The sequence below is a fragment of the Corynebacterium sp. CNJ-954 genome (assembly GCF_001942345.1).
GTDB lineage: Bacteria > Actinomycetota > Actinomycetes > Mycobacteriales > Mycobacteriaceae > Corynebacterium.
In genome coordinates this window covers 14,677-35,237 of sequence record NZ_MKKI01000012.1, presented here as the reverse complement: position 1 = coordinate 35,237, position 20,561 = coordinate 14,677, and the positions used below count along the sequence as shown (strand labels likewise).

Below are 20,561 nucleotides of genomic sequence, written 5' to 3'. Positions count from 1 at the left end.
CGGACTTGTACTGGATCGGTCCATTCTGCGGCGTCCACAGCACCGATCCTGAACCTGTGGTTATTCTAGTAGGCTGCCCGCCGAGCGTATCGGGGTCTACACAATGACCAGCCGATACGCCGTAGAGGCTTCCGGGGCTTCCCGCAACATAGGCCAGAGAGCACTTCGCCGTCACTCCGTTGGACACCTGAATGTTGATTTGGTCACCGGCGTGTGTGGAAGCGGCGGTCGCGATGCCCATCATGGAAGCCCCCACCATGACCGCGGTGATGCTTGCCGCGGCCCATTTCACTGTCCTATGGATGCGCGTCATAGCGCTTACCTACTTTCTGCACAGCCACATGCGGTTCATGTGTCGGCTAGAACACTAGCCCACAAGCACCCGCTCCTGCAGGAGATCAACCAATAATCTTACCCTTGCTAAGCGGGGTTGGCCCGGGTACGGATGACTGTGATGGCTACTGTCGCTAATACGCAGTCGCGAGCAACTCCACCTTGGAACTGATGCGCCGGGCATACTGCTATTGGCACTTTATGACCCAAAGCCTTGCTGGGATACACACCGAGCGCCGTGAGCCGATGAATCACACCGTCACTCGACCGGTGCGGCAGGCTAGCACTTTTCCGAGTGACCCAGTTGACGGGGAACCCCTCGCCACCCAGAACAGGAGCGGCGAGGGGCCCGGCGATGAGCTAGCGAGACGATGGACGCCGCTCACCGTGTGGCGGTGAGACCAATCTCCGCCGTAACGAACACTACAGCTCATTAAGCAGCCGCACCTGAGAATGCAGAAACCTCCACCACCCGAAGATGATGGAGGCTCAGCGGCGGCACTGACACCCATCAAGACCGCCGGAACCGATAGTATCAGAACAAAAACATACGGAGCCCCCGACCGAAAGCACAACGACGGGGGCTCGTGGGGAGAAGCGCAGCTCAGCCATGAACAGCCTCACAACCCAAGCGGGACTGACGTTGGATCCCGCGCCGATGATGCTACTCCACGCACACCCGCCTCGCCGGTCAACACCCTGCCCTGCACACGACTAACCCCCGCCATGCAGGGCAGCAGTGACAGGGGTTAGCGGGGAGCAACATCCTGTACCAAACGCAGCTCAACCCTGCGACGAGCTCCTACCGAGCGACCCGTCACTAAGGACAATATCCGAGACCATTCAGCACTGCAGCCAAATGCAAAACCCCGCACCGAAGTGCGGGGACCTGCATACCTGCGGCAGATTACTCTGCGGCCGGTCCATTGATGTAGTCAACGATCGCCTGGAATACAGAGACCAGAGCGGTGGCAACGGTGTCGATGATGGACTGAATGGTGTCGATCATGATGATCTCCTCGGGAGTGTGAAGGATGCACGGCAAGCTAGTTCCTGCCGTGTCATGAACATTACCGAAGAGCAGGCCACCTTCGTTACACCGCAAAACCAGTACCCCCGCAAACGTACCGGGATCGTCCTCTAACAGCACGAACACCTACCCTCCGAGCGAAGACGTACACCCTGAGCGGCGATGATGCCCAGGGTGCACGACACTCTCAAAAAAGACGACCATCCATATGATGGCGCACGAGGGTCATCACTCCACTCGTGCAGCCACCACACTATCGCAGTCCAACGAAATTTCGTTGAAAAACCACCCTTAGGGGTGTTGTGTCTAATATCCGCCTTTGCCTGCCTAAGGTGCCGGCAGACATGAAAAGTCCCCCGCGCTGACACGCGGGGGACAGTGTCACTTGAGCGACAGTGGGACTAGCCCTGCTCAGCGCCGCCCTCAGCGCCACCGGCGTTGATGGAACCGACGATGGAATCGAAGACGGAAACGAGAGCCTCGGAAACGGTGGTGATGATGCCCTGGATGGTTTCGATCATGATGATCTACCTTTCGGTTGAAGGTGAAAGACTGAGGAAAAGCGGGGTTCGCACCACGAGTGTACCGACGGCGCGAGACGATTTGCTACCTTCAACAACACTACCCCCTGGGATGGGGCACATGGATGCAGGCGAGAACCACCCCAGCCACAAGGCGAATGCGTGGCGTTGGCTCAAGAACATACACATGGTGCAGCGTCCCAGCGTGTACATCACCGGATGACATCCCCAATGTGCCTCAAACGCAAAACGCCCCCGCGCCCAAGCGCGGGGGCCAGAGGCGCTATCGCGACATCTTAGGCCTGCGGCCCCTGGAGGGAGCCGATGATGGCATTGAAGACGGAGACGATCGCCTCGAAAATGGTGGTGATGATGGTCTGAATGGCTTCGATCATGATGTTCTCCTCAAGAGTGTGAAGTAGGCACATCAGGTTCCCGCTGCGCGATAGCCACATGGGGGCTAGAGACCATCTCGTTACCATGCAACACCAACTACCCCTCATGGCCGCGGAACGTGCGCCCAGCGGGGATTTCACCGCCGGAACGTCCCACCCTTTTAGGCGGAAACACAACGACCGGAAGTAACTATAGTGGAGCGCTGGCGCTTAGCGCCTAGCGTCTCCCCCGGCGTAGTGATGGGATCGGCCCCCGACTCTCCAATCGGAGGCCGATCATAGCGGCCCACACCCCTCAAGATGCCCGCTATCTCTCCACCGTCGCCGCCCGGGGAGCGTTACCGCAGCCCGACGATGACACCAACCACGGTATATTTCCAACAAGTAATAATCAAAGAACAAATGCGCTCGCGGTTCACACAGCGGGTGCTTTTGGGCACGTTTGCACGGTGGACCAGTTCGAACAGCATCTAAAAGCAGTGCTACAAGCTTGAGGAACACCAACGACCTGACCGTGGACGGGGATGCTGGCTGAGGTGTCGTGCCCGGCGTTCACTCCCGCCTCTCTTTCTCATCAGAATCAATCCGCGTGGGGCACCGCCACAACAGCCACCGAGAGCATAAGGGTTATGGCGATCTCATCGGCCATACTCTGCCGTTCGGCAGTTCCGCCTGGACAAAGAGCAGTACGTGTGGCCTGTTCGCGCGGAGCACGGCCCCCAACGGTATACGGATACGCAGTCGCGACCTGCTCATCGCTGGCCGGCTTACACCTGGAGAGCAATTTGTTCCCTGCATGAGGGAGCCGGGTATGGTGATAAACGTTCCGATACCGAACTGCGACGCCCGAATGAGAGCTGGCGACGACAAGAGCGTCGGAGACGACCGTCGACCCCCATGGGAGCCTAGGAACGGTGGTGTCGCCACGACTATCGCGCTGCCTACGTACATCAGGATTCCCGCACGCTGTACCCGTAGACGCAGCAGTGCGGCGCGGCTGACCCGGTGAGCCTGGAGCGTGTTGATGTCACGGTGGTCAGGATGCGCCGCCGTTGATATAGAGGGTCTGGCCGTTGACCCACCGGGCGGGACCGGCGAGGAAGGACACGACCTCAGCCATATCCGCAGGTGTGCCCAGGCGACCCATCGGGTTCATGCCCGCGATTCCATCGATCTGTTCCTGGCTCTTGCCCTCGAAGAACAGAGGGGTTGCCGTCGGGCCAGGCGAGACGGCATTGACAGTGACGTCGCGTCCCCTTAGCTCTCGAGCAAGGATCAATGTGATGGCCTCCACCGCACCCTTTGACGCAGCGTAAGCGCCGTAGCCGGGAATCTGCAAGCGCGTCACCGAGGTGGAGAAGTTCACGATCGCACCCCCGTCACGCATCCGCTGCGCTGCCAACTGATCAACGACGAACGTGCCACGCACGTTCGTGCGCTGCACTCGGTCAAATACCTCGAGATCCAACTCAGCAATCGGCGACAACGGCATGATCCCCGCGGTGTGCACAAGGACATCGACTCCGCCGAACTCGCGCTCGGCCGCATCGAAGAGCGTGGCCATGTCGGTCTCGTCGGCGACGTCTCCGCCGACCGCGATTGCCCGACCGCCCGCCGACACGATACCTGCGACCGTTTCATCGGCGCGCTCTTTGTTGCCCGCGTAGTGGACGACGACGGCGAGACCATCGGCGGCAAGACGCTCAGCACTGACCTTACCGATGCCTCCGGAGCCACCAGTGACGATGGCAACACGGTCTGCGGTGCTGTTCATGAGTACTCCTCCGACTATAATATGGACACGTTGTTCATAAATGAGCATACCACTCTAGTGAACGATCCGTTCATAAAAAGGGAGTCAGGGATGAGTCAGCCAGAGGATGCACCACGAGGTCGCGGACGTCGGCCCGCAGCCGAGGTGCGCGACGGGGTACTCACCGCGGCAAGCAGACTACTGCTCGCCGAGGGGATGTCTGCTGTCACCTTCGAACGCGTCGCGAAGGCCGCTGGCGCGAGCAAGACGACCCTGTATAAGTGGTGGCCCTCACCCGGAGCACTAGCGGCAGAAGCCTTCTTCACTACCAGTGAACTTGACCTCGAGTTCCCCGACACCGGGAACCTGCATGCGGACCTGGTTGCGCAACTGACCGCCTTTGTTCGCCTTGCCTCTCACCCAAGTACGGGCAAGCCGTTGACCGAACTCATCGGAACCGCCCAGATAGACCCTGTCCTTGCCCGAGCGTGGACGGACACCTATTCCCACCCCAGGCGCGAGCTCGCCCGACAACGCCTGCACTCCGCTCAGCGCGACGGCGAACTGCACGCTGACGCCGACCTCGACATCATGGTCGACCAGCTCTGGGGCGCCTGCTACCACCGCCTGCTCATCCTCAAAGTCCCCCTCGATGAGCTCAACGTCGATCGACTCGTCACCTACGCCCTGCGCGGAGCACAGTAACGACCCCACTGCTTCACGAGTGCGACGTGCCGCTTCGCCGGCGAGAGGCGTTAATGCGAGCTTTCATTCGATTTCCGCAGGTCGCCATCGAACACCACTTCGCCGTCCCAGGCCTGGTGCGATCGAGGAGGAACAGATTGCATTCATCGTTCGCACACGCCTTGAGCCTGCCCGGACGTGCTTCGACGACAAGTTCACCAAGCTCGGACAATAGGCGCGGTTTTGGCAATGATGAACGCGTCCCGGGGATCCGTTTTCGCCTGTCCGGGGTACAGGTCAGCGGCATTTCGCATCGCCAGGCCAGGCAGGTAGGCGACCGCGCAGTCGCAGGTCCGTGCGACGGCAATCGGCAGGGCGCCGACAGTATTCGGCTGGTCCACGATCAGCAGCACACTGCCGTGGTCCTTGAGTTCGTCGAAGACGGTGCGCAGACTGGCTTCATCACGGGACAAGGCCTTGTCGTAGAGCCCGCTGCCAACGGCGGTCAGTGGCGACCGTGATGGGCGGTCTTGTCCACATCTAATCCGAGGTGAGGGGTCGTAGGTGGTGTCTTCGATGACGTTCCCTCCTTGGATGGGAGGTCGGTATGTGGTTGTGGTGGAAGAGCACTGGTGGTCAGACACATGGTGCGGGCACCCACGTCTACGTTGAGACTTCACTTGCCGGCGCTGGCAAGCCGCGTCCCTATTAGCAGTCGACTCGTGTCCTGATACCTCGGCGGCGCCACCCACTCCCGGGCCATTGCGTAGAACAACAGGGCGAATCAGCCATACCAAGGCCAGTGACCTGCCCCGAGGATACGGGACGGGAAAAGTTCACAACCCTGCGCATACACAGCCCAATTTGCAACAGCGTCAATGCACATCCAAGCAGCTCGCATAGACCGATCTGTCTGTTATTTCCACAGCGCTATTCGAAGTGAGAAGAACCATCGACCTCACCTCAACTCCACGACTATCGTCACCGGGCATGTGGAAGAACAGAAGTGGTTGCAGCTGCAGGTTAAACCCGCATGCTGCCCTGGCGATCAACCATTGACAAAACTGTTGACAACAGCCGGCCGCCGCCACCAATAGAGACAACGGCCGGTAAACCACGCACCTCGCGAGACGGCCGCTGTGTGAAAACACCACCGGTGTCCCATTGCTGCATCTGGCACCGAGCCCCGTCACCCACGCCAGTCCACTACGTTCGCCAGCCCTGAGCCTTGCGTTCAGCCAGCGGCGCGCGCATCTTCACGATACGGAGCAACTCATGTCTCGGATCCTGTCGAACTTCGACAACCTCATCCTCAACACCGACACCTACAAGCACTCTCACTGGAACCTGTACCCACCGCAGACCGAGTACGTCTCGAGCTACATCGAATCCCGCGGCGGCACATATCCCTCACAGCTTTTCGTCGGCCTACAGGCATTCATTAAAAAACACCTCCTTCACCCCATCACTATCGACGACATCGATGAGGCCGAGGTCATTACCCGCGAACACGGGATCCCATTCAACCGCCAGGGGTGGCTAGGTATCGTCAACGACCACGGCGGGTACCTGCCGGTAAAGATCCAGGCCGTCCCGGAAGGAACAGTCCTCCCGAACAAGAACGTCCTTGTCCAGGTGGTCAATACCGATCCAAAGTACCCATGGGTGACCAGCTTCTTCGAAACCGCCCTACTGCGGTCGATCTGGTACCCCACCTCAGTCGCAACCATTAGCTGGTACGCCAAGCAGTTGATCCGTCAGGCGTTAGAGAAGACTTCAGACCACCCAGAAATCCTCCGGGACGTACTCCAAGACTACGGTGCCCGGGGAGTCAGCTCCCAGGAGTCAGCAGCACTCGGAGGGCTGGCCCACCTGATCAATTTCCGGCAGACAAACACCATCTCCGGTTCACTGGCGGCGACACTGTACTACGGCGCCACCAACCCGGCGATCTCCCAACCAAATTCAGAACACACAACCGTGACCGCATGGGGAAGAGAGCACGAGGCGGACGCACACTCCAACCTCATCGAGCAGTACCAGGGCTGGCCACAGATCGTTGCAGTCTCGGACTCCTATGACCTGGACAAGGCTGTTCACACCATCTTCGGAGGCCAGCTCAAGCAACAAATCATCGACTCTGGGAGCACCGTCTACGTACGCCCGGATTCCGGGGACCCAGCCCAAGTCATCTCCAACACAGTGGAAGGCCTATTCGAGGAGTTCGGTTACACCGTGAACTCCAAGGGATATAAGGTCCTCCCTGACTACATACGCACCGCTCAGGGCGACGGCCTTACCCTGGAATCATTGAAAGAGATCTACCGCGAGCTAGAACACCGTAGCATCGCCGCCGACAATGTCGTACTCGGCATGGGCGGAGGGCTTTTGCAGTACATCAACCGCGACACCTTCGCTTTCGCGCAGAAGGCAAGCGCTGCCAAGATTAACGGCGAATGGACCGATGTCTATAAGGAACCCGCCACCGACACCACCAAGCGCTCCAAGCGTGGACGGCTCGCCCTCGTTGAACATGACGGCATGATCACCACCATCCGCGAGGACGAACTGGGAGACGAAGTGAACCTGCTGCGCACCGTCTTCGAGAACGGCCACCTCCTGTTCAACGATAACTTCGCTGATCTCATCGAACGGAGCGAACGCCCCGTGGCTCGCAGTCTCTACGAACCAGTCATAGAAAACGCTCTTGGGGGCCTGAGCCACACCGCACAGGAGGCGACCGAACGTGTCGCATCGTAACCCCGTAACAACTGACGATGCGTCGCAAATACGGCAGGGAATCGTCATCGCCCTCGACGTCACGACCATCGACCGCCTTCACGCCCTAGTCACGGCAACCTCCGGTATTCCTGGAGTAACCGGATATAAGATCGGTCCGGAACTTGCACTGGAGATGGGGCTCGGCGCTCTACTCGAATTGCTCCGCGATCTCACCGACCTCCCGCTCATATACGACCATCAGAAAGCGGGACTCGATGTACCAAGCAATGCGCCGAAGTTCGGCGAGATCCTGGCACGCCACGGGGTGAACTCAGCGATCGTCTTTCCAGTGGGTGGCCCCACGATCGTGGATGCCTTCATCAGCGGGCTTACCTACTACGGTGTGACCCCGCTGGTCGGCGGCCGTCTACCTGTCGCCGATTACACAGTATCCAGCGGTGGCTGGATTGATGATGCCATCTTAGAAAACATCGCGGCCATCGCGATAAAAAAAGGGCAGTCATCATTGGTCGTCCCACTGGGGCCCGACGTCGAACGCGTTGTGTCCGTAGCCGCAGCCGCCGGATCGCAACCCACACTCTATGTCCCTGGGGTTCGCGGACAGGATGACGAATTCCGTCAGCTCGCGTCAGTCGCGGCTTCGGTCGATGGCATCTTCCCCATCGTCGGTCGAGCGGTGATCACCGCCGATGATCCCGCGCAAGCAGCTTCAACACTCGTCACCTCACTAGCCGCAGCGCTGGGAAATCGTCCGGATGAACCACCGGTAATACCGTCAGTACACGGAGGGCAGCGATGAGCGAACTTAAAACAACGCTGACTGACCTGATCGCTGAAAGAGCCCAAGATGTTGTTGCAGCGGCACGCAACAGCGGAACCACTATTGCCACCGTCGAGACAGTAACCGGTGGTAGTCTCGCGGCGGCAGTCACCGCCGCTCCCGGTGCTTCCGCTGTCTTCGACAGGGGTTTTATATTCTACCACACCGAGGCAAAGGCACGTGGATTAGGCATTGAAGAATCCCTCTGGGCCGAGAATGGCGCTGTCAGTGCCCCGGTAACCGAAGCCTACTCACGTCAATTGGTGGATCATTCGGATGCTGTTATCGGCGTTGCCATCACCGGCTATGCTGGCCCGGGAGGCGGCAGCCGCGATAATCCCGTCGGTACCGTGTTCATCGCCCGGTTTCAGCGTCCACACCATACCTCGGTGCAGCGCCACGTCTTCACTGGTGACCGCGATACGGTCCGGAGGCTCGCTGTTGCGCAGGCACTCGACGATCTCGCTGACCTAGTCAGTAAGGCAGGTTCAGACAAGGAGCGCAGACCCCGGTGACGCTTCTCCACATTTTCGATATGGATGGCACGCTACTGCGCGGGACCAGCGCATCACTGCTTTTAGCCGAACACCTTGAGGTAGTCGATGAAGTGCATGATCTCGAACGAGCGTCTGCCGCTGGCAAACTCTCGAACCGCGAGTTTCATCGGCGAACCCACCGATTGTGGCAGGGTCGACTCACCCCAGAAGCCATTCATGACGTCTTCACTTCAGCTCCGTGGATGAACGGATTGGCCGAGGTTTTCGCGGATATCGATGAACGGGGTGATATCTCTGCCGTGATTTCCATGTCGCCGCGATTCTTTGTCGATGGCCTTCGGGAACGCGGGGCTCACTATGTCTACGCCAGCGAGAATCCGCTCGACAGACAGTTCGACCCAGACGGGGTGCTTGAGGGAGAGGACAAAGTCAGAATCGCCCAATCACTACTCCATAAACTCCGCGAGATCTTACCCGTAGACGACGATATCAAGATCGTCGCCTACGGCGACTCATACACAGACATCCCGCTATTCGAATCCGGCGTTCCCAGCGTCGCTGTAAATGCCAGTCCCGTGGTGGAAGCGCTCGCCACGACGTCCTACCGGGGTCGCGATTTGACCCGGGTGCTCGCACTAGGACGAGCTCTTGCTACCAACAGCGACTGCCCAGCTATGCGGCGTTAACTAGACGGTGCTGTGGCAGACTGGTGATAGCGCAAGACGACAGACATATCGGTGTCTGCCGTACCGACCCTCCTACTGCGCAGGTCGTACGTCGGCGAGAGCTTTCTCCATAACCACCGCATCCGACTTCGCGCATCTGAAGGAGGAGGCCGGGACCTGCCCAGCACGTTGCGTGCGCATCACCTCCACGCCCTGTAACGTTCTGCAGGCCGACATCAGATTCTAGGACCCCATCGACTGGGATCTAACGATGCTATTGCAAATAGTTTCTTCTTATTGCCCATTGTGGATGTCGCAAATAGAATGACTCCAAATATACGTCAGCGATGATGTAATTTTGTCTGATCGGCCGACGATGTCGTTTATTCACCAACAGGGGGTGTCGGTTCCCAGCGGTCGCCCGCCACGCTCAGCGCTCAATTTTACACCCTCGATAGCCACAGGCGGATAGAGTCGGTGTGCTGGGCCCCATCCAGTATGCTCGATCGCTGCTTCGATGTCGGACTCTGTTTCGGGACTCAGCGAATCTTCTGGGTCTACTGGGTCTACTGGGTCTACTGGGTCTACGACACCGTAACTAGTCAACAGGTGGGCTGTGCGCGCGAGGGAGAGATGTGCAATAGCTCCGCAGCCGGTGTCTTGCTGATTAGCAAGAGCGTTGATAACAGCGTATGCCATTAAATAGCCGGTGCCGTGGTCGAGCGCCTGCACCGGCAGCGGGGCGGGCTTGTCCCGAGCCAAGCCATGCATCCCAGCATGAGCGATGCCCGTGCTCATCTGAACTATGCTGTCGAATCCACGTCTTCCTCGCCATGATCCGGTCCAACCATAGGCGTCGAGACTAACATCGATTAGCCTGGGCCGAACCTGCTGTCGAGTTGCGGCGTCGAGGCCGAGCCGGTCAAGGGCACCAGGGCGGTAACCATGTACAACGACATCGGCATCAGCGATGAGCTTCAGAAGCAGTCTGCGCTGATCTGCGTCTGTCAGGTCCAGCGTGGCGGATCGTTTACCGAGCATGACCTCGGGTGTTAGCCCAGGCTCATCCCACCAGGGAGGATCGATACGCAGAACTTCAGCTCCTAGTTGAGCCAGGAACCGGGTTGCGACTGGCCCTGCTAAAACGCGAGTGAGATCCAGGACCCTCAGCCCCGCCAAGGGGCGCTGCGCGCCCTGGGGCGGGGTGAAAGACTTCGCACTCTCGTGCCCAGTTCGCCAAGCGATGAGCGGCTCGCCGGCAACGGCTTTCCCCTGCTCACTGGCCTGCCATTCTTCCATCGTACGCATCACAGCGGCACAACCCCCAGCCTGCACGATACAGTTCTCCAACTCTTCTTTCGCCCAGGTGGCCACGGCGGCAGCAATGGCCTGTTTGTTCGCTTCAACCCCGAGGACATCGATTGCGGCCTTGCGATGGGCTAGGGCATTGGTGTGGAGTCGGATCCAGCCATCGACACACGGGTATCTCCGGAGACGGGGTCCCACAGCGGCGCAGGTTGCCAGCCTTGGGGACGCAAGCTTGATGCAAACCACATTGATGCCAGCCGACGATCAACTGTCACTAGCCGCTTGGGTGCGGCGGTTACTCCACACGAGTCAACCAGGTCAGCCACGGCCAGCCCTGCGGCTGCTATGGAAGCGGCCGCAAAGTCAGTGACATGAAAAACGGGTCTGCTGCACGTTTAGGTGACATCTGATCTAGCTTGCCCGACAGGGCGGGTCTGGAAGGATGGCCATCGTGCCCAAGCCCTATCCGAAAGAGTTCCGAGACGATGTGGTCCGGGTCGCCCGAGACCGAGACAGCGGTGTGACGATCGAGCAGATCGCGAAGGACTTCGGGGTTCACCCGATGACGTTGCAGAAGTGGTTGCGCCGCGCCGACATCGACGACGGCAACAAGCCCGACCAGTCCCGCACGGAGAACACCGAGTTGCGTGAAGCGCGCAAGCGGATCCGGCTCCTGGAACAGGAGAACGAGGTCTTGCGACGGGCGGCGGCGTATCTGTCGCAGGCGAACCTGCCGTCAAAAGGCTCTACCCGCTCGTGAAGGAGCTCGCCGCCGACGGGATCCCCGTGGCTGTGTCGTGCCGGGTACTCAAGCTCTCCCGCCAGCCGTACTACCGGTGGCTAAACAACGCGGTCACTGTGGCAGACAGGATCGAAGCGCAACGGGCGAATGCCCTGTTCGACGCGCATCGTGATGACCCGGAATTCGGGTACCGGTTCCTCGCCGATGAAGCCGAAGCTGCCGGTGAGCCGATGAGCGACCGGACGGCGTGGCGGATCTGCTCGGTCAACCAGTGGTGGTCGAGCTTCGGCAAGAAGCACGGCCGACACGGCAAGAAGCCGGGCCCGCCGGTGCACGAGGACCTGGTCGAACGCGACTTCACCGCCGGGGTACCCGATCAGCTATGGCTCACCGACATCACCGAGCACTGGACCGACGAGGGCAAGCTTTACCTCTGCGCGATCAAAGACGCCTGCTCGGGGAGGATCGTCGGATACAGCATCGACTCCCGCATGCAGTCGCGTCTGGCCGTAAATGCCCTGAACAACGCGGTCGATCGTCGAGTAGGAGACGTCGCGGGTTGTATCGTCCACTCGGACAGAGGATCACAATTCCGATCACGGAAGTTCGTGTCCGCGTTGAACCGACACGGACTGGCCGGGTCCATGGGCAGAGCAGGTGCAGCTGGCGACAACGCGGCGATGGGATCATTCTTCGCCCTCCTGCAACGCAATGTCCTCGACCGTCAACGCTGGGGCACCCGCGAGCAACTGCGGATAGCAATTGTCACCTGGATCGAACGGACCTACCACCGCCGACGCCGGCAAGCCCGTCTCGGCCGATTGACACCCATTGAATACGAGACCATCATCAGCACAGCCGCGTCAGCGGCATGACACCGTAACTGTCACCTGTTCGTACAGCAGACCCCGATTCGCCGGACTGTTTCAGCTTCAACCCACAGTAGTGATTAACCCTGTCCGCCCCACTTCGCTCACTGGCGCGGCTGATGCTGCCTTGGCGACGAATACGGCGGACTGTTGGCAATAGACCCGACCTAGGGCGTGTCTGAGAAATTGATGGCCTGCACTTCAGAGGTCTTCTCGGTCCTCGTAGTGGAGGATGTCGCCGGGTTGGCATTGGAGGACTCGGCAGATCGCATCGAGGGTTGAGAACCGGACGGCCTTCGCGCGGCCGTTCTTCAGCACTGCGACGTTCGCGGGGGTGATGCCGATCCTGTCGGCGAATTCGCCGACGCTCATGCCGCGTTGCGTCAGGATGTGGTCGATGGTGATGCGGATGGCCATCAGACGACTTCGTCCAGCTCGCTGCGCATCACGATAGCGTTCCGCAGCAGCGATCGAAGCACGAGCGTGATGCAAGCGAGAGCGACGAGGGTCAGGCAGGTCATGGTCTGAACGAGGGCGATGAAGGGGCTGCCCGCCTGCGCGTTGCTGATCGCAATGAATCCCACGATGTCGAGAAGAACCGCGCATGCGAGCACGGTCACGATGACATCGACCCAGAGTAGGGAAGGGCGGGTCAGCATCGTGCCGGTGTAGATACGGTGTACGAGCAGCGCGACCATGGCGAGTGCGACAAGACCGAGGGTCGTGAACGCGATGGTTACTGCGAGGAGCGGGGCGCGAAGGTCGGCGTATTCGGGAAGGCTCGTCGCGACGTCCGCCGAGAAGCCTGGGAGTAGCGCGACCGCGGCGAGGCCGGCGAGGGACAGGACGCCCAGGAACGCCTGGGTGGCGATGACGAGGCCGAGTGACGGGTGGGGAAGATCGATATCCATGCATCGATTATCGATAGATGACCTATCGAAAGTCAATAGATCGGTGTTAGTCCAGTTCGTCTTGCTTGGGCTGACGTGTTCGGCGAAGACTCGAGACCAGGCGGGCACGGCGTTGAGGATGACGGCGGCGCGGTAGACAACCGTGTGCTTGTCGTAGCGGGTCCCGAGCCCGCGCCACTGCTTGATGGTCCAGTAGTTGCGTTCGATCACGTTTCGGTTCCGATAGTCGACAGTGTCCAAGCCGACGGGTCTGCCGCCTTAGGAAACACGACGCTTGCACCCCGTCGGACGCGGCAGCATCTCCTCGATCAGCGACCACTGAGCATCCGACAAAATCTCAAACCGCGACACCGCTCAAGACTTCCAGCGCGCCGCTGAATCATTTGTCAGACACGCCCTAGGCCGTGTCTCTTAAAGGTGCGAGCCAGGCAACCACCGCGGACAACACCGCCGCAGCCCGGTACACCACAGCCAACTTGTCGTACCGGGTCGCCAGCCCGCGCCACTGCTTGACCTTGTTGAACGCCCGCTCGACAACATTGCGGCCCGTGTAGGCCTCAGCGTCGAACCCCGGTGGCCGACCGCCGCCCGAACCTTTCTTCTTCCGGGCGGTGACCTGATCTGACTTCTCGGGGATGACCGCCGTGATCCCCCGGGCCCGTAGATACTCCCGGGTGGCCTTGGTCGGGTAGGCCCTATCGGCCAGCACCGCATCCGGGGTGGTGCGTGGCCTGCCACCACCGACCCGCGGCACCCGGATATCGTCGATGATCTCACCAAGCGGGGCGTAGGGCTGAAAGTACTCACCGGGCAGGGCGCGGCGGTGGACGCCACCACAGCGCAAGGCAAACTGGTGTTCGGCATCTTCGCCGCCCTGGCAGAATTCGAGCGCGAACTAATCTCTGAGCGCACCATCGCCGGATTGCAAGCAGCCCGAGCTCGAGGACGTCACGGTGGGCGACCGCTTAAGATGACGCCGGCGAAGCTGCGTTTGGCCATGGCTTCGATGGGACAACCAGGGACGAAGGTCAGTGACCTGTGCGCCGAGCTGGGGATCACTCGACAGACGTTGTACCGGCATGTGTCACCGACGGGAGAACTGCGCGAAGATGGACGCAAGCTCCTGAATCGACGAAGCTAGTCCGCACGGTAGTTAGCTTGCAAGGTCCCCCGGTAGTGAATCATTTCTGGTTCTGTAATTCGGCTGATTGAGTGACCCGTCGGCGCTGAACAAGAGACCACAGTGCACTACCAGCAACAAACACAAGACAACTCACGCCAAACACCGGGGCCAAGAACCCGTAGGCCACCAACAACGCCACCAGGATGATCGTGCCCGTTGTCGGACGCGACCACTGCGCCCGACGCGGCGGCCCGGCAAGCATGCCGGCGGGGCGCCGCTTCCACCACATTGCATAACCCCAACAGATCATCGCGATAATCCCTGCGGCCAACAAACCAAGAACGATCTGATTGGGAAGACCGAACAGAGTGCCCATGTGCAGCTGAATCAACCACGCCGTAGCCTTAGCCGCCAGCGGCCAATCAGCGAAGTTCGACCGATCGATGACATCACCGGTGGCCCAGTCAATCGCCACAGAATCATTCGACAACCGGTAGGCCACCCGGTTCTCCGAGGCAGTCCACACCTGCCCCTCGGCACTCGGCGGAGTAATCGTCACCGGGGTTCGCAGTTCATCCTCAGCGGTCGCTGCCACCCGGTCAATCGCCCCGGAATTCAGACCACTGACCCGCACCCCACCGGCCGGCATAGCGTGATCACCGTGGCCTTCATGCCCGGCATGTGCCCCGGCCCCGTCACTGGCAGAGGTGTCTTGCACACTGGCCCCGGGCAGCTCCGCGGACACCGCGGGGGTACCCCAATTGAGGCTTTCCCGAACTTTACCGATATTGTCTCCTGCCACAGAGGACCAGGTCAGACCAGTTACAGTGAGGAAGATCAAGCCGGCGGCGATGATCGTGCCGGTCGCCCCGTGGCGACGCATCGTTTTCACCCGCCCAGTACCACCGGTGCGCAGCATCCCCCGGATCTTCGATGACCCTCGTTGACGAGACCACAGCAACGCCAGCCCACCGACGGCCAACACCCCCAGCCAACTGGCCGCCATCTCCGAGTACAACCGTCCCGGCTCACCCAACCACGCCATGCGGTGGCCCTGGGAGATCCACTGGCGCAACGGCAACGATGCGGAGCTACCGTACTGGGTCGTATCGCCCTTGACTTCACCGGTGTAGGGGTCCAGGAACACTGCTTGCAGGGTCGACTCCGGAAGATCCGGGTCGCTGAACAATACCCGGGTGGTTTCATCGGCATTACCCAGGCGTACCCCGGCCAATGAGAGATCGGGGTGCTCGGCTTGCGCGGTGTCCACCAACTGGCTGACCGGCACCTCATTGCCGGCCGCGCGGGCCTCGGAGTCAGAGACAGTCAGAATATCGTTGTTGGTGACCTGCTCCACTGTCGGAGAGAACGCGTAGAGCAGTCCAGTAATCGCTGCGATCAGGATCAGTGGGGCACACACGATGCCGGCGAAGAAGTGCAGCCGGTGGATCAGCCGACGAGTTTGCCGGCGATCCGGCGAGTCGACCCGGGGGGATTGGTCGAGCGTGGGTGGTGGTGGAGCATCCGTGGAGGTCGTCATACCCCAGTAGTCGGACCACACTGCCGAACGGTTCCAGGCCAACAGCTTCCCATCACCACCGATTACCCCCGAAACAAGCTGCACCGTGAGCCCTTTTAGCACCCGCGACGCCCGAACACGTAATCAGCCAGATAGCAACCGGCTATGCGCCTGCATTCCCGGCCCATAGACCGGGCCACCGACTAAGAGGCAACGCTCTACCCCCGTCGGCGACGTGCTCACCTTTTCAGGGGTGTGCACACCGGTGACTGGGAACTTTGCTCACCGGTTGCACGACTACTAGAGCGGGACACGACAGTCAGCGACGCTGGCATGGTGTCAGACATGTACCTGGTTCCGCCAAGGTGCGTACCACCACGGTACGTTGCCTGCGCATGTCGTCTGCCCCTCCTCACGGTCTCTTTTCCTCCGCCCCGATCACCGCGCCTACCTCTAAGGGATAGCCCATATGAACACCCTGTTTCGTCGGACCAGTGCGACTGCTGTCGCTGCGGCACTCGCAGTCGGACTTGTTGCGTGCAGTAGCGACAACGACAGTGACGACACCGGTGCTGATACCACCACCAGCGCTTCCGCTGAGCAGGAAGGCAGCACGAGCGCCGACGACGCGGAGAACTCGACGGGAGCACTGAGCCTCGGCGAAGGCTACGTCGGCGCCAAAGACGCCGAGACCTCCATGACCGCCGTGTTCGGCGAGCTGACCAACTCCACCGACGAGGACATCCACCTCACCCGCGTCACCGGTGATCTCCCAGCGATGTACCAGTACCACGAGGTGGTCGACGGCGTTATGCGCGAAACAGCTGATGGTCTGGTGGTCCCGGCCAACGGTAGTGTGTCGATGAGTCCGGGCGGTCACCACATCATGATCATGGAGAACCACGACGAGATTGCCGCCGGTGATACCCTCACCCTCACGCTGACCGACGAGGACGGCAACGACTACGAACTGGCAGACATCCCGGTGCGTGTGCAACAGTCCGCCCACGAGGACTACGGTACTGAAGGCATGGACGGTATGAACGATATGGGCGAGATGGACCAGATGCACGGCTCAGATGATTCGGAACATGCCGGACACTAACCAACCAGGCCAGCATGCTCGGTCTCACCGCAGTCGACCAGTGTCGCGGGGCCTGACCCGCCGCGGTTTCCTCGGCGGACTCGGCGCTCTCGGTGTCCTCAGCACCGCCGCGGTGACGACATCCTGCTCCGACGGGCGGGACGGTGCCGCCGCGGAACCGGAGGCGGCCACCGTCCCCTTCGACGGTGACCATCAGGCCGGTATCGCCACCCCACCCCAGGCGCACAACACCACCGTCGCCTTCTCACTGCGTGACGGCGTGGACCGCAGGTCCGTCCAACGTCTGCTCCGCATCTGGACCGGGGATGCCCGACGTCTCTGCGCCGGCATGCCCGTGCTGGCTGACCTGGAGCCGGAGCTCGCCTCGAACCCCGGTAAACTCACGGTGACCTGTGGTTTCGGCCTGGGCCTCTACACCGTCGCCGGGATCGCCGACAAGGCTCCCTCCTGGCTGAAGCCGCTGCCCCACTTCAGCGGCGAACGGCTCGACGACACCTGGGGCGACCGCGACATCGTCCTGCAGATCTGCGGCGACGACCGCACCACGGTCTCCCACGCGCTGCGCGTCCTCGTCCGTGGTGGCGCCGACTACGCCCGGCCGTCCTGGAGCCAGACCGGATTCCTGGACGTACAGGACGGCACCCCGCGGAACCTCTTCGGCTTCAAGGACGGCAGCATCAACCCGCGCGCGGAGAAGGAGTTCAACTCACAAGTCTGGAACGACGACGGCGGAACCTGCATGATCGTCCGGCGCATCGCCTTCGACATGCCCGAATGGGAATCTGTCGACCGCGGCACGCGTGAGGTGGCAATGGGTCGCACCATCGTGGAAGGAGCGCCGCTGAGCGGGGGCGACGAGTTCACCGATGTTGACGTGAACAAGATCGGCGCCGACGGTCTTCCCCTCGTCGACGCCCACTCCCATGTGGCTCTGGCGACCTCGCGCAACGGCGATGCTGAACGTATGCTGCGTCGTGCCTACAACTACGACCTCCCCGTCACCGCCGGACCAGCCGGCCTGCAGGACGCCGACCTGATCGACCTCGCCGACACCGGCTTGATCTTCACCTGCTTCCAACGCGACCCGGGCACGTCCTTCATCCCCGTGCAGCGACGTCTCGCCGAGGGCGACCGGTTGAATGAGTGGATCACCCACGTCGGCTCCGCGGTATTCCACGTCCCGGGTGGGACGTCCGAGGACAGTTACTGGGGTGAGGAACTGCTGAGGTAGGTGCGGGCCTATCGCTGATTTCTACTTCTGGATACTCGTCGGATGCGGCCCCGTGAAAGCTCGCCCCAACGTGTTGTCTTTGGGATCGCAGACGGGTTCTGACAACTGTGCAGAACTCTTCCGAAACTGACAGTTGGAATCGATTCCGGAATTTGCGAGATAATGGGCTCATCACTCCTGCTCTGAGGTGTCAACGGTGACGATGGACGGGTCTATCCTCGGGTGCGGTGAGTGTTCTACCTGCTCATGCAGGACTCCGGTAAGGTGGGACCGCGCCGCAGCGAAAGCCACCTCTCCGTCCCCGCGGGAGATCGCCTCGAGGATCGTGGCGTGCTCATCGACGAACGACGCCATCGGGCGAGGCGAGGTCGCTTCCCGGATAGTGTGCTCGGTGTCATCGGCCAGAGGGCTGTAGAGCTGGGCTAGCACGGGATTGTGCGCGGCGAGGACCACACCTCGGTGAAAGCGGGCCGATAAGGGGGCCAGGGCGTCGATGTCCCCGCTGGCCGCCGCCGCACGCGATTGCGCGAGCACGTCGGCGAGCTCATCGATCTCCTCGGACGTGACGTGGGCCGCGGCGAGTTCGGCGGCCTGGGCCTCGATAGCGAGCCGTGCTTCCAGCAGGTGGCGCAGCTCCTCGCCGGCGAGGAAGCGCGCCAGCACGGCGTCAAGCTCGTGGGAGGCGCGCACGAATGTGCCGCTGCCCTGGATCGTCTCCAGCATCCCGACGTGCACGAGCGCCTGCACGGCCTGACGCAGCGTGACGCGGCTGACCTCGTACTCCTCCAACAGCTCCGCCTCCAATGGCAGCTTCGAGCCCACCGGCCACCGCCCGGTGCCGATAGCGTACTGAAGGTTCTCGATGACCTGCTGGACCAGCGCGGACCTCCGCGGCGGGCTCGGGGCCCTCTGTGATTTGCTCATCGTGGTTGCCTCCCGGAGTTCTTCGTCACACGAGTTGCCATAGGGATACTCTTTATCCTAGCATCGAAGCGATAGAGATGCTCTTATGTTCTTTGGAGGTTTACATGCGTCCCATCACGATCTTCCGCGGATGGAGCCTTGCGGGCTGTTACGCAGCGATGCTGGTCATCGGCCTGCTTATGTCCGTCTACGGGCCCATCGTCACAGTCCTTCAAGGGCGGTTCGAACTGAGCGCGACAACCGTCGGCGCGGCATTGGGTACACAGTCCTTCGCCGCGGTCATCGGCGTTCTCATCGCTCAACCGTTCCTTCGCGCACGCGGCAATCGCTGGACAATCATAGTCGCGATGACGCTCATCGCCGCCGGCAGCCTGATCATCGCCATCGCGCCGACCTGGCCGCTGCTGCTCGCGGGCACCGCAGCCGCCGGCCTCGGGTTCGGCGGCGTGGACTCGATGATCACGCAGCTGATCCTCGTGGGGTCCGGCGCGAAGGGGCCGGGCCGGGCAAACATCGCTCACGCTTGGTTCGGCATCGGCACCGTCGCGGGTCCGGGCCTGGTCTACCTCGTCGGGCCGGAGAACTACGCGTGGATCTTCGCCGGTGCCGCCGCCCTCATGGTCCTCGCGCTTCTCAGTGCGACCAGGCTCGAGCCGCGTCCCACTCCGGCCGAGGTCACCACCGCCGCTGCGCACCCGAACGACACTGCGCCGCTGCGCAGGCCTGCCCTGTTCGTGATCGTCATCGCGGCTTTCTTCGCCCTGTATCTGACGCACTTCGCGGTCCAGGCCGGGATCGGTAACTGGTCCCCAACCGTTCTGCAGGAGCAGTCCGGCCTCGCGGCCCAGACCGCGACCCTGTTCGTCACCGGGTTCTGGGCCGCGATGGTCCTCGGCCGCTTCGCGACGGCCGCCCTGGCCCACCGCATCGCCGCGGGCACGCTGGTCACGGTCAGCTCGCTGGGCCTCGCGGTCGCCGTCGCGGCCACGCTCCTGCCCGCAGCAGCTCCCTGGGCGTACGTGGTCGCGGGCCTCTTCCTCGGACCGATCTTCCCCACCGGGATGGCGTGGTTGACCCATAGCGGGTACGGCCGGGGCAACAGCTTCGCCTACGTCATCGCCGGTTCCATGCTCGGTATGGCCTTCGCCCCCAGCCTCGTGGGCTGGATCATCGAGAACCAGGGCAGTCAGTCAGCCCCGCTCGTGCTGCTGACCATCGCCGTGCTCGTGCTGGCCTCCAGCGCCGCGCTGGTCGCTCTCCTCGCCCGCGCCCGCAGGATCGCCGCGTCGGCGCAGCCGGTCGACGCCCGCGCGGAGGTCGCCGCTAACCGTTGAGCGAGGGCTCTCGCGCGTCACGGCGGACCGAGGGCCTGCCACGACGCGCGAGAAG

At 61.6% G+C, this 20,561-nt stretch carries 16 protein-coding genes and 4 pseudogenes; 10 read left to right on the top strand and 10 right to left on the bottom strand.

Annotation, left to right across the window (positions count from 1 at the left end; translation table 11 throughout):
• Both BJF89_RS19095 and BJF89_RS06855 read right to left on the bottom strand, forming a co-directional pair.
• Positions 1 to 313, bottom strand: a pseudogene (locus tag BJF89_RS19095) (hypothetical protein); the annotation flags it as partial.
• A gap of 3,002 nt (positions 314 to 3,315) precedes the next feature.
• The gene (locus tag BJF89_RS06855) at positions 3,316 to 4,053 is read right to left on the bottom strand and encodes an SDR family oxidoreductase (protein ID WP_075813485.1); all 738 of its coding nucleotides are present in this window, start codon (positions 4,051 to 4,053) and stop codon (positions 3,316 to 3,318) included.
• A gap of 90 nt (positions 4,054 to 4,143) precedes the next feature.
• Here BJF89_RS06855 and BJF89_RS06850 point away from each other — a divergent pair, with 90 nt between their 5' ends.
• Positions 4,144 to 4,737 (top strand): TetR/AcrR family transcriptional regulator, encoded by a 594-nt coding sequence (locus BJF89_RS06850; RefSeq protein ID WP_075813501.1) that lies wholly within the window; start codon positions 4,144 to 4,146, stop codon positions 4,735 to 4,737.
• Between the two features lie 13 nt (positions 4,738 to 4,750).
• On the opposite strand, the pseudogene BJF89_RS06845 reads toward BJF89_RS06850, so the two are convergent.
• A pseudogene (locus BJF89_RS06845) lies at positions 4,751 to 4,912 on the bottom strand (CGNR zinc finger domain-containing protein); the annotation flags it as partial.
• 40 nt (positions 4,913 to 4,952) lie between these two features.
• Positions 4,953 to 5,254, bottom strand: a pseudogene (locus BJF89_RS06840) (transposase); the annotation flags it as partial.
• 737 nt (positions 5,255 to 5,991) lie between these two features.
• Here BJF89_RS06840 and BJF89_RS06835 point away from each other — a divergent pair.
• The 4 genes from BJF89_RS06835 to BJF89_RS06820 are packed head-to-tail and all read left to right on the top strand — an operon-like array spanning position 5,992 to position 9,461.
• A complete protein-coding gene (locus BJF89_RS06835; RefSeq protein ID WP_075813483.1) occupies positions 5,992 to 7,476 on the top strand; it encodes a nicotinate phosphoribosyltransferase in 1,485 nt (494 codons plus the stop codon).
• A complete protein-coding gene (locus BJF89_RS06830; RefSeq protein WP_075813482.1) occupies positions 7,463 to 8,257 on the top strand; it encodes an orotidine 5'-phosphate decarboxylase / HUMPS family protein in 795 nt (264 codons plus the stop codon). The genes BJF89_RS06835 and BJF89_RS06830 overlap by 14 nt, the downstream gene beginning before the upstream one ends.
• Entirely contained in the window at positions 8,254 to 8,793 is a 540-nt protein-coding gene (locus tag BJF89_RS06825) for a CinA family protein (RefSeq protein WP_083650544.1), read from the top strand. Before BJF89_RS06830 ends, BJF89_RS06825 begins: the two co-directional genes overlap by 4 nt.
• The gene (locus BJF89_RS06820; RefSeq protein ID WP_075813480.1) at positions 8,790 to 9,461 is read left to right on the top strand and encodes an HAD family phosphatase; all 672 of its coding nucleotides are present in this window, start codon (positions 8,790 to 8,792) and stop codon (positions 9,459 to 9,461) included. Before BJF89_RS06825 ends, BJF89_RS06820 begins: the two co-directional genes overlap by 4 nt.
• 366 nt (positions 9,462 to 9,827) lie before the next feature.
• Here the strand turns inward: BJF89_RS06820 and BJF89_RS19960 are convergent, their stop codons facing one another.
• Positions 9,828 to 10,739, bottom strand: coding sequence for a CoA transferase (locus BJF89_RS19960; protein WP_222843809.1), 912 nt, complete (start codon positions 10,737 to 10,739; stop codon positions 9,828 to 9,830).
• 460 nt (positions 10,740 to 11,199) lie between these two features.
• Here BJF89_RS19960 and BJF89_RS06805 point away from each other — a divergent pair.
• A protein-coding gene (locus BJF89_RS06805; RefSeq protein WP_187344683.1) for an IS3 family transposase occupies positions 11,200 to 12,365 on the top strand; the annotation gives its coding sequence in 2 pieces (ribosomal slippage) (positions 11,200 to 11,484 and positions 11,487 to 12,365; 1,164 coding nt in all).
• Positions 12,366 to 12,560: 195 nt separating this feature from the next.
• Here the strand turns inward: BJF89_RS06805 and BJF89_RS06800 are convergent.
• The 3 genes from BJF89_RS06800 to BJF89_RS06790 form a co-directional block, all read right to left on the bottom strand.
• A complete protein-coding gene (locus BJF89_RS06800) occupies positions 12,561 to 12,776 on the bottom strand; it encodes a helix-turn-helix transcriptional regulator (protein WP_075813474.1) in 216 nt (71 codons plus the stop codon).
• Positions 12,776 to 13,480, bottom strand: a complete 705-nt coding sequence (locus BJF89_RS06795) for a DUF2975 domain-containing protein (RefSeq protein ID WP_222843808.1) — start codon at positions 13,478 to 13,480, stop codon at positions 12,776 to 12,778. Before BJF89_RS06795 ends, BJF89_RS06800 begins: the two co-directional genes overlap by 1 nt.
• Positions 13,481 to 13,667: 187 nt before the next feature.
• On the bottom strand, positions 13,668 to 14,024 hold the full coding sequence (locus BJF89_RS06790) for a transposase (protein WP_255372518.1): 357 nt from the start codon (positions 14,022 to 14,024) through the stop codon (positions 13,668 to 13,670).
• Between the two features lie 9 nt (positions 14,025 to 14,033).
• On the opposite strand from BJF89_RS06790, the pseudogene BJF89_RS06785 reads away from it, so the two are divergent.
• Positions 14,034 to 14,411: pseudogene (locus tag BJF89_RS06785) on the top strand (recombinase family protein); the annotation flags it as partial.
• A gap of 40 nt (positions 14,412 to 14,451) precedes the next feature.
• Here the strand turns inward: BJF89_RS06785 and BJF89_RS06780 are convergent.
• Entirely contained in the window at positions 14,452 to 15,933 is a 1,482-nt protein-coding gene (locus tag BJF89_RS06780) for a PepSY domain-containing protein (RefSeq protein ID WP_075813493.1), read from the bottom strand.
• 448 nt (positions 15,934 to 16,381) lie between these two features.
• Between BJF89_RS06780 and BJF89_RS06775 the strand changes: the two genes are divergently transcribed.
• Positions 16,382 to 17,017 carry a copper chaperone PCu(A)C gene (locus BJF89_RS06775; RefSeq protein WP_075813470.1) on the top strand — a complete coding sequence of 212 codons (636 nt, stop codon included), beginning with the start codon at positions 16,382 to 16,384 and terminating at the stop codon, positions 17,015 to 17,017.
• On the top strand, positions 17,004 to 18,248 hold the full coding sequence (locus BJF89_RS06770) for a Dyp-type peroxidase (protein WP_083650542.1): 1,245 nt from the start codon (positions 17,004 to 17,006) through the stop codon (positions 18,246 to 18,248). Before BJF89_RS06775 ends, BJF89_RS06770 begins: the two co-directional genes overlap by 14 nt.
• A 171-nt stretch (positions 18,249 to 18,419) precedes the next feature.
• Here BJF89_RS06770 and BJF89_RS06765 read toward each other — a convergent pair whose 3' ends face one another.
• On the bottom strand, positions 18,420 to 19,172 hold the full coding sequence (locus tag BJF89_RS06765) for a FadR/GntR family transcriptional regulator (RefSeq protein WP_075813468.1): 753 nt from the start codon (positions 19,170 to 19,172) through the stop codon (positions 18,420 to 18,422).
• Positions 19,173 to 19,276: 104 nt separating this feature from the next.
• Between BJF89_RS06765 and BJF89_RS06760 the strand changes: the two genes are divergently transcribed.
• Positions 19,277 to 20,506: a sugar MFS transporter gene (locus tag BJF89_RS06760; RefSeq protein ID WP_075813466.1), complete on the top strand. Its 1,230-nt coding sequence runs from the start codon at positions 19,277 to 19,279 to the stop codon at positions 20,504 to 20,506.
• The last annotated feature ends 55 nt before the right edge of the window (positions 20,507 to 20,561 follow it).

Bases quoted from the DNA above. Each gene is read 5' to 3' on its own strand.
- BJF89_RS06855 (WP_075813485.1), bottom strand. From the start codon at position 4,053: ATGAACAGCACCGCAGACCGTGTTGCCATCGTCACTGGTGGCTCCGGA.
- BJF89_RS06850 (WP_075813501.1), top strand. From the start codon at position 4,144: ATGAGTCAGCCAGAGGATGCACCACGAGGTCGCGGACGTCGGCCCGCA.
- BJF89_RS06835 (WP_075813483.1), top strand. From the start codon at position 5,992: ATGTCTCGGATCCTGTCGAACTTCGACAACCTCATCCTCAACACCGAC.
- BJF89_RS06825 (WP_083650544.1), top strand. From the start codon at position 8,254: ATGAGCGAACTTAAAACAACGCTGACTGACCTGATCGCTGAAAGAGCC.
- BJF89_RS19960 (WP_222843809.1), bottom strand. From the start codon at position 10,739: ATGGAAGAATGGCAGGCCAGTGAGCAGGGGAAAGCCGTTGCCGGCGAG.
- BJF89_RS06800 (WP_075813474.1), bottom strand. From the start codon at position 12,776: ATGGCCATCCGCATCACCATCGACCACATCCTGACGCAACGCGGCATG.
- BJF89_RS06780 (WP_075813493.1), bottom strand. From the start codon at position 15,933: ATGACGACCTCCACGGATGCTCCACCACCACCCACGCTCGACCAATCC.
- BJF89_RS06775 (WP_075813470.1), top strand. From the start codon at position 16,382: ATGAACACCCTGTTTCGTCGGACCAGTGCGACTGCTGTCGCTGCGGCA.
- BJF89_RS06770 (WP_083650542.1), top strand. From the start codon at position 17,004: ATGCCGGACACTAACCAACCAGGCCAGCATGCTCGGTCTCACCGCAGT.
- BJF89_RS06765 (WP_075813468.1), bottom strand. From the start codon at position 19,172: ATGAGCAAATCACAGAGGGCCCCGAGCCCGCCGCGGAGGTCCGCGCTG.
- BJF89_RS06760 (WP_075813466.1), top strand. From the start codon at position 19,277: ATGCGTCCCATCACGATCTTCCGCGGATGGAGCCTTGCGGGCTGTTAC.